Below are 12,127 nucleotides of genomic sequence, written 5' to 3'. Positions count from 1 at the left end.
ACCAGCAGAATCCCTATCACCGTCATGCCCTTGAGCAGAGGATCAAAAGCAGTCAGATCCTTAAGAGAACCATCGGTGGAAGGGAACGCTGGTTCGTACAGCTTTGTCTGGAAGGCGAGGCCTTCCGGGATACGGCAAAGGAAAGACGGCACAAGGCGCGTCTTGTTTCCCGTTTTGGCGAGGGCTTTCAGGGACAAAGTGTATCCGTCGATTTCGGGCCGAAAAAAATTGCCATATCCAATGGGATTGTCTCCTATGAACGCCTGATCGTAGGGGACTGGCTCAAGGGACTGATCCTGGAGTCCAAAGCCCTGCAAAGAAAAATGTCGCGCTCGCTGCACATCAATAATAAAGGAGCTTTTCGAGGTGGTGCTCTTAAAAAAGGGGTGCGTCTTGGCAGGACCAGAAACTATCAGAAGCTGGCCCTGGAAAAGCGGGATATTGATCAGCAAGAGCCCTGGTGCCCGACCGGCCAGGGAAGCGCTGAACGCCCGAAGGCCAGGAATCTCCATCCATAGCCCCTGGCTTGGGTGGAGAGGTTTAATTGCTTTTCCATCATCTGAACGATAACTCCCGGAAACTCTCAGGAAATCGTGCACTGCCGAAACAACTGCACAGACACAGGTTTATCGAGTCCATAGCCCATGATGATAGCCAGACCCGTGTAGTTGCATCGAACGGTCGGATAAAGATCCACCATAAAGTTAAAAGCCGAGGCATGATAAGCCCCATAAAGACCACTGCAATCCCCACCCAGAGGAACCAGAAAATCCAATTTCACATCGGTCAACGTAGAAGGATCGATGAGGCTGGCATCGACCTTGGCGACCTTGGCGATCTGTGGAATCATGGCGGCTTTGAGGTCTTCCTGAGCGAGATTGACAAGCGAGCAGGCCGAGGCCTCGGACGTGAGATAAAACGAAGCTGAAACAAGCCCTGATAGGACCAATACGTTAAGCCTGGTCATGAGCGTCTCTCCGAAGATAAATTTTGAGTTCAGTCTTTCCTAAGAGAAACGCTAAACCTGTTCATTCAAGCGGTCAATTCCAGCTCCCAACCACGACTAAATTGACCTTCGCCCGGCGACGGCTGAGCTTCAAATACTTTTAAACAACGAAAGAATTACCAATGGTCAGCTGGGCGCTTCTTTTCCTGTCCAGTTTGAGGTATATCTGCTGGCGAAAATGTAAGAGGAGAAGGGGTTGTTATGAATAAGAAATTATTAGCGGCATTGGCGCTGGCTGTTTTGGGTCTTTTGTATCTGGCGTTCCAACCCAAGGGTGACATACCAGCCACGGTTGAAGACGAAAGGCCCGGAACCACGGATGTCGGCGACGCTCGAATTACGGCAGCCCCGGACACCACAGCAGCTCCTGACTCGGAAGACCAAAGCATGGCGGGTAAACTCGTCGAAACCCTTCATGCCGACAAGCAGCTGAATGCTGTTGCTGTTATCCAGTCGGTTGAATGCGCCGATGGTCAGTGTACGGTTGAGCTGGAAGCCAAGGGCGAAGAGAGTGTCCAGCCAACCATGCTGAATTTTCTTCGGGAACACCCGGAGTATGGTACGGACTTTAAAGTCGCTGCCGGTGAAAACCCGCGTTCGACTCAATTCATCCTGAACACGAAGAAAATGTAAGGATACTCGCCTTCCGAGGCTGCCGTGGCGGAAACCGCTCCGATCGAGCTCTCTTCCACACGGCGCTCTTCCAGCAGACCCGAGTCAGCTCAACCTTATGACGAAAACAGCATTCCCATCAAGCCGCGCTTTTTATAGTAATGCGGGTGAGCATGATGATGTTGCGGTGCACCCCAGGGAGGATGTCCAGGTGCATGTTGAGGCGGCGGTGGTGGCATTTGCTGAACCCATTGGTTTTGCAGCTGAGTCAGTGTTTCCAATTCACCGTAATCCAGAAAAATACCTCGGCAGTTGTCACACTGTTCGATGTGGATGTTGTTCCGATTGTGGGTCCGCATTGCGCCTCGACACTTTGGACATTGCATGTTCATGTTCATGGTTTTCTCCCAGTTAAAAGCGGTGGCTTACCAGCAGCCCCGCGAATTCATGTATAACTCAAGCTTGCGAAGGCATGCGAGCGATTCTGCGACAGGCCTCGATCAAATGTTCTTCAGCATCAGCCAGCGGCTTTTGCATCCGCCTGGACCGGACCAGGGCTGACGCCGCACATTGGACAACCAAAGCGCGGGCAGGACCATCGAGCGAGAGCCAAGGATCATCACCTTGTGTCACGGCCGGACCTCCCGCTGCACAGTAGGCGTTGAGGAACGATTCCCATACGTCCGGTGGAATCAATCCTGCGGCGAAAAAAGCGGCTGGCCGAGCCAGATCCCAGGCCGGGTTGCCGATGCCCATGTCATCAGGATCAATGAGCCGCAGAGTTTTTTTTCCCTTGATGGAGACCGTCACAAGCTGTCCAAAATGCCAGTCGCCATGCACGAGCGTTGTCATTCGAAAGCCCGGATTTGGATCGGACAGATTCAGTGTGGCTGCCGCTTCCCAAACTATCCTGACATTGGAATCCACGGCATCGAAGAGCTCACCACCCAGTTGAGATAAAGCCGCCCGGACTTTATCTTCCGCACGACATTGCGGTAAATCACGCTCAGACATGGAAGACGGCCAGGGACTTCTATGTAAAGCAGCCAAAAGACGCGCAGCCTCTTCCCAGGGTGCGCCTTCGAGGCTGTCATCCAGGGAAAGCCCCGCCGGCCAAAGTGTTGCCAGCAGCCCACCCGACACAGGCCAGGCTTCACACTGCAAGGGAGTGAGAAATATATCCTGCAGCGGCGAATGAGCCACAAGCTCGAGACGTGCCTTAAGTTCCTCGTGATTCGTTGGCTTCGCATGCGCTTTCACAACGACGGAACCGACACGAATGACAATCCGATCCGACCGGTAAGATAAAAGCGTCGCGTCAGCAAGTTCATGATCCTGTGCGGCTCCACGAGCCAATTGAATGAGATCATTCAATAATTGAGGCTCAATATGTTCCATATTTGCGCCATGGCAAGCCGTAGTCCCATGCGACTTCAGGAGTGCGATTTCTTGTATAGCCACGAGTTCCATGGAATGACCTATTGCGAGTGAATCCCGCTCAGAGGGGATTAAAGAGCAAGTGGCAATTTCACGCAAACAGATATACCGAGTCAAGATCATTGTTTTTAGCGAAGATGTGAGAACATGGGTTAAACTTTGATAAACTGGATTCTTTATGCAAAGGGGGCGTCATGCACAGTATTTTGTTAATTCTGGCCACGATTGTGTTCAGCTGGGATACCGCTCAGGGTTCACCTAAAAAGTATGATCAGGAAACGGAAGTTGTTTTGGGTCCGCGGACGCAATTCAAAATATCCAAAGGTTGGAGTTTTGATAGCAGCACGTTGAAACTGACTTCTCCGGAAGGCGACCTCGTTGCCTATTTGATTGAAAAGCCGGCGGAACAGGATCTGGATGCTCTGGCATTGAAGGCTTGGAAAGGAATAGACCCAACTTTCAATTTCAAACTGGCGCAGAAAATGTCACCACCGGCCACGGGCGGTTGGGAGCGCGTTCACAGCATAGCCTATGACGTCCCCATGCAGGAAAATCGAACGGTCGCCGCTACAATCCAGGTCTTCAAAGGCGTGGCTTATATTCTCCTTCTGGATGCATCCAATAGCGCCTTGGAGAAACGCCAGGCGCAATTGGATATCGTGAGTGATACCTGGAAACCCAAGGATCTTAAACCCGAGGATCTGACTCACAATAAGATCAAGAATTTTTCCAAAAAAGAAACCGTGGAAATGAATCGGTTTATTGCGAAAGCCATGAAGGACCTTGGAATACCAGGCTCATCCATTGCGATCGTTCAGTCAGGAAAGGTCGTTTATCGCGAAAGTTTCGGTGTCAAACGCCTGGGAAGTCCTGAGAAAGTCGATCCTACAACGATGTTCATGATAGGATCCACCACCAAACCCTTAACGACTTTGATGCTTGCCAAACTGGTCGATGAAAAGAAATTAAGCTGGGATCAACCGATACAAAGCGTCCTGCCAAACTTTAAGCTGGCTGATAACGCATTATCTTCGAAATTCCTGATCAAACATACGGCCTGTGCCTGCACGGGCATGCCTCGCATGGACGCCAGCTTCTTCTTCGGAACGACCAAGGATTCGGTCGACGACATTCTCCCCCAGTTTGCCCATGTTAAACCAACCACGGGTTTGGGCGAAACCTTTCAGTACTCGAATCAACTCGTGGCCGTGGGAGGCCTTGTCGGAGCGCAGGTTTATAATAAAGGAACAGACTTTTTCAGCAAATACGAGGCGGCCATGCAGGACTTGGTTTTCAATCCATTGGGCATGAAATCCACCCGGGTCAGGCCATGGCCTACTGATGCTGGGAAGCTTGCCAGTCCTCATGCTGATTCAATCGATGGCATAGCCCAAGCGTTTCCACAGAAGATTGATGATTTTGCTTACGCCGTCGCACCCGCTGGCTCTGTTTGGTCCAATGTCGATGACCTTGCCAAGTACCTGATGATGGAGCTTGGCGGCGGAAAATCTGCTGATGGCAAGGTTATGCTATCTCCGGAACAGCTGGCGAAAAGAAGGGCACCAAACGTCAAGGTCGACGATAATACATCGTATGGTTTGGGTCTTTTCATAGAAAATTCCAGCGGAATTCCCGTCATAAGCCATGGTGGTGTGACGATGGGATTCACACACGCCCTGTTTTTCCTGCCGCAGCATGATGTCGGTATGGTTATTCAAATCAATATTGGTGGCGTTAACGGCTTCGGCCGCGCTTTGCGTCAGAAGCTTTTTGAACTCCTCCTGGGCGCGGCCCCGAGAGCTCAAGAGTTCAGTGATTTTTCCAGACAAAGACGGCATGAAATTGTCGAACAGCACAAAGCCAGCGTATCGACAAAACCCGAAGATCTAGCATGGATCGAAGAATTTTTAGGGACCTATCATAAAGAGGGCCTGACGCATATGACGATATCCAGAAAAGGGCAGGACTATATTCTTGCAACCGATCGATGGGAAAGCAAACTCGGCTCCGACACGCAGCAGAAAGGCGTCAAAGTCCTGTCCCTGATAAGCACCCCCTGGTCAGGAGGGTTTGCGCTGCGAGCTCAAGGCGGTGCTGCCAAAAAGCTGATTTTAGACGATGCGCAGTCGACTTTGGAATTCGTCAAAGTGAAATAGAATATTAAGGTTCTGCTTAAAACCAAATCATAGGCGGTGCGTTAAGCTTCTCCAGGCTGATCCGTTCCGCCAGATTTGGATTGCTCAAGGTCAGGACGCGACGTTTGCTGAGTTGAACGTACTGAATGGAATCCCCATAGATGACCTCCAGGAGTTCCTGCAAGATCCCGTGATTTTGCAGGGATAAAAGTCCCCGCTCCGCCGCGTAAGCAAGCTCGCTTTTACTTTTTGAAAAAAACATCTGCTGTTTGGCTGGATAACTCAGCAGCAGGTTAGGCTCCACTTCCAGCCCTTCCAAAGGACGAGCCAGAATTTCATCCCGCGCCTCATAAATGGTATGAGACACACCATCACAGCGGCCACTATGCAGGTCTTGATAGAGTTCCCGGGTGAATGTCCGTGTCACGACCGGAATTCCGGCCGCTTCCATTACCAGCCTATCGGGCCAGCCTGAGCCTACACAGATATTAAATCGACGCAGATCATCAATGGTCTGTACGTCGTTGAATTTAGCCTCATTCTGCTTTCGAATCACAAAGACCCGGTGTCCCATCATCCCCTGCGATATATCAACACGCGCGGTCAGAAGCCGATTTTCGCGGACATGACTGCTTTGGGTGGCGACAGCGTCGACGAATGGACTCTGGTTCCTGAGGGCCAAAAGAGCCGTTTCCTGATCCAGATCCTTATCAATAAGATAGTGGACGCCTTTTTGAAAATAAGGTGACTGCTGGTTGACGGGTTGACTCAATGCCAATTCAAAAGCAAACACGGCGGCAAGAATATGCGTATCATTGGGGCGATCCGCGGATCTTACAATAAGCGGCGGGCTCTTCGCTTTGTGTTTGGCAGGTGATGGGAGACGGCTTTGATTTTCAATCAACAGCTTGGGTCGATAGACGCCCGACCAGTGCGGCTGAAAACGATCCCGCGCCATGCGCTGGAGTCGTGCCATGTCGCCTTCCGCCTTTTTATGCCACTGCTGCCAACTGGAAAAATGCAAAGGCGGCTGATGCGGAAGCAAAGGATTGGGGATAACGATGCGCCTGCGTCCCGCCCAGTCGGCTCGAAGAATGGCAGCACCAAAATGGTCCACAAACAAGCGATCCAGCGTTCCATTGGCCTGCAGGGCTTCAAGGCCTTTCTCGAGCCGGAGGACCAGCTCCTTTTGGTCTTTGCTCACATATAAATAAAAAGGCACGGGATAGGCCAAGAGCCATGTGCCTTCCCAATCGAGACTTCGAAAGCCACGTGTTCGCAACTCATCCCAGGCTTCATGCACGGCCCGGCTTAAAAGGTCAAAACGTCGACCTTGAAGCATGGGAAAAAGCAGATCATAGCGTACGGATGTCTGCACGCGGAGGCCAGCGTGTTTCATAATCTCGCCATCTATCCAACCCTGACCTACGCCGATGCTGTGCTTCTGCAGATCCTGCAAAGAGTGGATCGACTCCATCTCCCGCCTTCTTTCGGGTCGGACCAGAAAAATTCTTTCACCCATCATCGAAGATGCGATGGAGATTCGAATAGGCATCAGCATGGCATCCAGGTCCCGGCTTGCTGAACTGGAAATAATATGAACATCGCCTTTATTTTGCTGAATGGAAGCCAGCGCGCGATTGCGATTCATCCCAAGTTCCCGTTCCGCGGTCGATCGTACTTCGATGGGAGCCTGTTTTTCAGCGCCAATGTTAAGTGCGGCCTGGACCACAGCAAGGGTGTGGTTCAATCGAAAATCAAAGACGGCTTCCGACCCAAAAACAAAGACAGTCGTGGGTAGCTCAGCCTGCTTGGCCCAAGCCTGGGATGAGAGGCCAAGCCATAACAGAAAAATGCTTACTGCATAAGTAAGGGGAACGTGCACAGAAGTTCCTTGGCAAATGAAAGGGGCCAATGGGGAAGCCGGAGGCCTGGCTCGGCTTCACTATACTCTTGGCTTTTTTTATAACCAAGTTGGACTTTTGTGGTGGGGATTCGGTGTTGGATGATGGCTGAACCTCGATGAAACTTACCATAACCAAACCTTTGATTGGACACGCGCTCCTGGCGAGCCGGAGCGGAGAGTGAGGTTCAGGCTTTGAGCTCCGAGCGACCATCCGATTCAATGAGCTGTTTGATCCTAAGCAATTCAGTGTCGGCAAGGGACTTTAGTACGGACTTGGATAGATAGGTCGTTAATTCAAAAGAATCGTTCTGCTCGGAGAGGGTTGCGCGGACATGCGTCAGACGCCCTTCGCCGATAGGCTCAAGCTGAAGGTTCCACAGGAGGTAGCCCGCTGTGATCGGAAATATTTTGCGACTGGTTTCATGAAGCAAAGGATCGCCTTCATCAAGAATACTGCGAACCTCTTCCACCGAACGATCGATGACAATCGACCGCTCGATGTTGTGAGGCGGGTGCAACGGCCTGCGATGAAGCGATCGAAACACTGGACAATAACCCACCAGCCCTCGCACGACGAGCAGGAATCCCGCAGCCCTTTGTACATAACTCAAGGTTGTTTTGGGTCGAGAAAACCCCTGGAAAAATGTAAGAGTTCCCGCGGTCACAGAAGCCAAACGCTCTTGATTCGAAAGATTGGGTTGCATATTCGGATCCTCCATTCTGAAAATTGGAAGCCGCACTTATCATAAACCAATGGGTGATTCGCCGTGATGGGAGACGCCAGGATCCTTTCCTGAATGTGAAGCCGTCCACTGACGCGCCGCATCACGCAAAGCCGTGCGTAACCCTTCCTCCAGCGTGGGATGGTAAAAGGGAAGATGCAGCATGTCCTGGACAGTCCGTTTATTCTGAATCAACCAGGCCACCAGATGAGCAAGATGCTCGGCCGCAGGTGCGATCATATCCGCTCCCAGCAGACGGCCGGTGCCAGCATCGACGTGAAGGTGGATGGCGCCCTGATTCGCGCCCATGAGTTTGGCTCGGCCCTGGTCCTCGTACGACGCAACGCCCAGGATTGACTTTTCTCCAACTGCCGGACGTCTGCCAACTGTAGCAATGCCAGGGTGGGTAAAGACAATGCCCAATGGTGTGCGCCGCTCACTGTTCCAGGGTTTGTCATGACAGGCGTTATAGCCTGCGATGCGGCCATCATCGGTGGCTTCGTGCAGGATGGTTTTTTTCTTATCCACATCACCTGCCATGTAGATGGGTAGGCCCTGGATAGCCAGCGTATGATCATCAAGGACTGGCATCCCATCCTTGTCGAGCGAGCAACCCGTGTTGGCTAAATCAAGGCCGTCCACATTAGGTTGACGACCGATGGCGGCAAGAATCGCGTCGACGTTTTGCAAGCGTTCACCGGACTTGACCTGCAATTGTCCCTTGTGTTCGAGGACGTCGACAGGGTCGCTGAAATTCAGGCTGAGATCTTTCTCAAAAATTTGACAGGCGAGCTGAGTCAGCCCGGAACCACGGAGACCACCAATATCCTGGCTTGTATTATAGCCATGAACATCAAGCCCTAAAAAGGCGAGGGCCTGACCAAGCTCAAGACCAATCGGACCCAAGCCAATGATCGCCCATCGGTTGGGTATGCTTTCCAGCTCAAAAAAATTATCAGTGGTCACGATGCGCGGATGACTCTGTGGCCATTCCTTGGGAAGAATGGGTCGGCTGCCCGTGGCCAGAATAATGCTTTTGGCTTCGATATGATGTTTGTCATCGATGCAGAGAGTCGTCGGTCCGGTAAATCGCGCATGACCCTGGAGGAAGTGCTCGCCCCAAGCGTCCATTTCATGAACAACGTGCTGCACAAACTTGTCCCGGAATTGCCTGACTCTTTCGAATACATGATTGACCTGCACCTGATGATCCCCAGTGATGACTCCGGTTTTCTGCAGATGCCGCGTTCGGTGAACGTCGTGTGCCATTTCAATAAGGGCTTTGGATGGCATGCATCCTACGCGCGCGCAGGTGGTGCCGAGAGGTCCCTGATCAACCAGCAGAAAGGTCTTGGTATGACGTTTGACTGTATGAGCCGCGGCAAGACCAGCCGAGCCCGCACCAATAATAATAACATCGAACGATTTCTGCATGATTTCCCTCCTGCCGGACTCCTTGGAAGCCTCGGCCTGCAAGCACGCGTGGATCTATGCAAAATGGCGGCCAGAGGGGGTACGTTGCAATCATAATATTGACATGATAGAGAGGGCTGCGTTGAGCAGGATTTAAAGGAATCTAGATGATCATTTCTCATGACGCTCTCGTGATGACTCAGGATGGCACCCTTACGCTACGTCACCCTGGATACGATGAGGCCTTTCATTCCAATCAAGGGGCTCGCTTCGAGGCTGAAAGCCTTTATATGGAAGCCAGCGGTTTTCGTGCTGCGCTTCAAAGCGAACCTGCTTCGGACCGGATGGGTGTTTTGGATGTGGGGTTAGGGCTCGGCTACAATGCGCTGATGACCATTGAGTGTTGGATGAAGAGCGCAGGTCAGCAGGATATGCTGCTGGTGAGCCTTGAGCATACCCCGGATCTGGTTGCTGCTCTGGCGGATCCTGCTTGTGGCTGGAAAGAGGGCTGGTCTGAGTCGTGGCGTCGGTGGTCCCAAACACTGGAAAAACAGCGTGAAAGTGAGAATTGGCAGGCGCAGTTAACTCATCCGCAAAGCGGCCGCAACTTGAGATGGCAGGTCCTGGTCGGTGATGCCTGCGCATCCGATCTCTCAGACTTTGAATTTCATTATATTTGGCAGGATGCCTTTTCCCCGAAAAAAAATCCCGAACTATGGTCGGTGGAGTGGTTTGAAAAACTGCGAGCTGCGAGTCATCCCACAGTGCAGCTCGTGACCTATTCCGTGGCGCGAGTGGTGCGGGATCATTTGGAAGCCGCGTGCTGGACCCAGGAGCGTGTGAAAACGCCCCAGGCCCAAAACGGTGCAGCATCAGGAAAAAAGCGGTGGCTTCGCGCGTGCCTTAAAACCACTTGAAGAGGCGCTGGGCTATCAGCGCAGCGACGACGGTGTAGAGCACCAGTACGATCACCTCAGGTCCCAAGGCTTGAATCGGCAGACCTTCCAGCGCAATCTTGCGAAGGCCATCATTCAATGCCGTCAAAGGCAAATAGGCCGTTCCCTCGCGCAGCCAATCGGGGAAGTTGTTCTTCGAAAAAAAGACTCCCGACAGCATCATCATCGGCAGCGAAATGAGGTTGGTCAATCCCGAGATCATCGGCACACTGCGCGTCCGCGAGGCACAGAGCAGAGCCAGCGCTGTGAACGCAGCCGCTCCCAGGATGGCAAAGAGGAAGTAGTGCAGAAAATTGCCATATAAACGGAAACGGAAGATGAGATAGCCCGCAATCATCACCGCCGAAAACTCAGCCACCAGGATAATGAGGCGGCCGAACATGTGAGAGACAATAAACTCATAGGCCCGCATGGGTGTGGCCAGGTAACGCTTCAGAAGATTTTCCTTGCGGTTACTGACGATCGTCATCCCCACCCCGAACAAACTCGACGTCATGATGCTGAGTCCGAGCAGACCCGGAATAAGAAAGTCGACGTAACGTCCCCCTTCGGCCTGAATATTGGCCGATTCCTGGGGCACAGGATCCAAGCGACCCCCTTCATTCTGCACGACGTCATTCACAAAGTTGCGAGCGCGCATCGCTTCCGGATTATTCTGATCCAGCCGATAGATCGCTTTATTTTGCGGATCAAACTGCAGAATCATCGAAATCTCGCCCCGTTTGATACGGGTCTCAAGCTCGCTCAGAGACGCTTCTTGAAGTTTAATTTGCGGATTTTCAGCCAAAGCCTTGTGAGTTTTTTCACTCAAAGCGGAGGGTGCCTCAGGGGCCAGCCAACCCACACCGTAGGATTCCGGCCGCGGCTTGGAAAAGGCAAAGCCCAGCACCACCATCCATAAGACGGGCATGAACATGACCCAGAAAAAAGCGGAGGGCTCCCGACGAAACTCCCGCCAACGACATTTGGTTTGCTGCCAAAGGCTGCGACTAAGCATCGCGAATGCTCCTTCCCGTTAATTTGATAAAGACATCTTCCAAGGTGGATCGGCGCATTTCAAGCTGCGCGAGTTTCAGATTTTGTTGATCCGAGGCGCGACTCAATTCGGTTATGATCTGCACGGGATCGCGCGCCACCAGCTCAAAACTGTTATGGATCACCACCGCTTCCTTGAGCCAGGGCAGATGCGCCTGCAGGCGGTCGCGCACAGCGGCGGGTTCGAGACCCAGATAACGGAAACATACCACCTGTTCTCCACAATGCGTTTGGATCAATTGCGAAGGCGAGCCCTCGGCAATGATCCGACCATGATCGACCACGGCCACCCGATCCGCGAGCTTTTCGGCTTCATCCATGTAATGCGTGGTCAACAGAATCCCGCGATCACGACCCTTATGTTTTTGCAGAAGGTCCCAGATCATGCGGCGCGATTGAGGATCCAATCCCGTGGTCGGTTCGTCCAGAAAAAGGAGGCGTGGCTCATTGATCAGACTGCATGCCAGATAGGCCCGCTGCATCTGTCCACCCGACAGCTGCTCCAGTCGCGAGTCCCGCTTGTCGCTGAGTTCGACCATCGCTATGGCGTCGTCCACTTTCAAGCTTTTGGCAAAAAAACTGGCAAAAAGTTCGAGCGTTTCTTTGACCGTCAGCTTCTTGTAAAGCTGAGTTTCCTGCAGCATCACGCCGACGTTTTGCATGATCGATTGGCGAGCGGTGCGCAGGGATTGACCGAATATCCTGATTTCACCGGAGTCCGGTGTCTGAAGGCCTTCCAACATTTCAACGGTCGTGGTTTTGCCAGCGCCATTGGGTCCAAGCAAAGCCAGACATTCTCCGGCCTGGACGTTAATTGTGATATCATCGACGGCAGTCAGCTTGCCAAATTTCTTGCGCAGGTGCTGTGCGGTGAGAAGGGGTTCCATCCACGTCTCCCTGGTGTT

11 protein-coding genes and 1 pseudogene are annotated in these 12,127 nt (G+C 52.4%); 4 read left to right on the top strand and 8 right to left on the bottom strand.

The window, feature by feature from the left end; genetic code table 11:
- Positions 1 to 518, top strand: a pseudogene (locus tag VE954_RS05985) (hypothetical protein); the annotation flags it as partial.
- A 65-nt stretch (positions 519 to 583) separates the two neighbouring features.
- Here the strand turns inward: VE954_RS05985 and VE954_RS05980 are convergent.
- Positions 584 to 967 (bottom strand): hypothetical protein, encoded by a 384-nt coding sequence (locus tag VE954_RS05980; RefSeq protein WP_324950671.1) that lies wholly within the window; start codon positions 965 to 967, stop codon positions 584 to 586.
- Between the two features lie 240 nt (positions 968 to 1,207).
- Here VE954_RS05980 and VE954_RS05975 point away from each other — a divergent pair, with 240 nt between their 5' ends.
- Positions 1,208 to 1,639, top strand: a complete 432-nt coding sequence (locus VE954_RS05975; protein WP_324950668.1) for a hypothetical protein — start codon at positions 1,208 to 1,210, stop codon at positions 1,637 to 1,639.
- Between the two features lie 95 nt (positions 1,640 to 1,734).
- On the opposite strand, the gene VE954_RS05970 is transcribed toward VE954_RS05975, so the two are convergent.
- Positions 1,735 to 2,004, bottom strand: a complete 270-nt coding sequence (locus VE954_RS05970) for a zf-TFIIB domain-containing protein (protein WP_349263800.1) — start codon at positions 2,002 to 2,004, stop codon at positions 1,735 to 1,737.
- Between the two features lie 70 nt (positions 2,005 to 2,074).
- The gene (locus tag VE954_RS05965; protein ID WP_324950664.1) at positions 2,075 to 3,016 is read right to left on the bottom strand and encodes a phosphotransferase family protein; all 942 of its coding nucleotides are present in this window, start codon (positions 3,014 to 3,016) and stop codon (positions 2,075 to 2,077) included.
- Positions 3,017 to 3,249: 233 nt separating this feature from the next.
- Between VE954_RS05965 and VE954_RS05960 the strand changes: the two genes are divergently transcribed.
- Positions 3,250 to 5,211 carry a serine hydrolase domain-containing protein gene (locus VE954_RS05960; RefSeq protein ID WP_324950662.1) on the top strand — a complete coding sequence of 654 codons (1,962 nt, stop codon included), beginning with the start codon at positions 3,250 to 3,252 and terminating at the stop codon, positions 5,209 to 5,211.
- Between the two features lie 16 nt (positions 5,212 to 5,227).
- Here the strand turns inward: VE954_RS05960 and VE954_RS05955 are convergent, their stop codons facing one another.
- From VE954_RS05955 to VE954_RS05945, 3 genes are all read right to left on the bottom strand, one after another.
- Positions 5,228 to 7,075, bottom strand: coding sequence for a hypothetical protein (locus VE954_RS05955; protein ID WP_324950660.1), 1,848 nt, complete (start codon positions 7,073 to 7,075; stop codon positions 5,228 to 5,230).
- Positions 7,076 to 7,281: 206 nt separating this feature from the next.
- Positions 7,282 to 7,800: a DUF2892 domain-containing protein gene (locus VE954_RS05950; protein WP_324950658.1), complete on the bottom strand. Its 519-nt coding sequence runs from the start codon at positions 7,798 to 7,800 to the stop codon at positions 7,282 to 7,284.
- A gap of 39 nt (positions 7,801 to 7,839) precedes the next feature.
- Complete coding sequence (locus VE954_RS05945; protein ID WP_324950656.1) at positions 7,840 to 9,252, bottom strand: dihydrolipoyl dehydrogenase; 1,413 nt, start codon at positions 9,250 to 9,252, stop codon at positions 7,840 to 7,842.
- Between the two features lie 146 nt (positions 9,253 to 9,398).
- Here VE954_RS05945 and VE954_RS05940 point away from each other — a divergent pair, with 146 nt between their 5' ends.
- The gene (locus VE954_RS05940) at positions 9,399 to 10,148 is read left to right on the top strand and encodes an MnmC family methyltransferase (RefSeq protein WP_324950654.1); all 750 of its coding nucleotides are present in this window, start codon (positions 9,399 to 9,401) and stop codon (positions 10,146 to 10,148) included.
- Here VE954_RS05940 and VE954_RS05935 read toward each other — a convergent pair.
- Together VE954_RS05935 and VE954_RS05930 are read right to left on the bottom strand one after the other, a co-directional pair.
- Positions 10,135 to 11,184 carry an ABC transporter permease gene (locus VE954_RS05935; RefSeq protein WP_324950652.1) on the bottom strand — a complete coding sequence of 350 codons (1,050 nt, stop codon included), beginning with the start codon at positions 11,182 to 11,184 and terminating at the stop codon, positions 10,135 to 10,137. The genes VE954_RS05940 and VE954_RS05935 overlap by 14 nt on opposite strands.
- The gene (locus tag VE954_RS05930) at positions 11,177 to 12,109 is read right to left on the bottom strand and encodes an ABC transporter ATP-binding protein (RefSeq protein ID WP_324950650.1); all 933 of its coding nucleotides are present in this window, start codon (positions 12,107 to 12,109) and stop codon (positions 11,177 to 11,179) included. Before VE954_RS05930 ends, VE954_RS05935 begins: the two co-directional genes overlap by 8 nt.
- Positions 12,110 to 12,127 lie beyond the last annotated feature (18 nt).

This window comes from Oligoflexus sp., assembly GCF_035638955.1.
Lineage (GTDB): Bacteria > Bdellovibrionota_B > Oligoflexia > Oligoflexales > Oligoflexaceae > Oligoflexus.
This window is presented reverse-complemented; position numbering and strand designations above follow the sequence as displayed.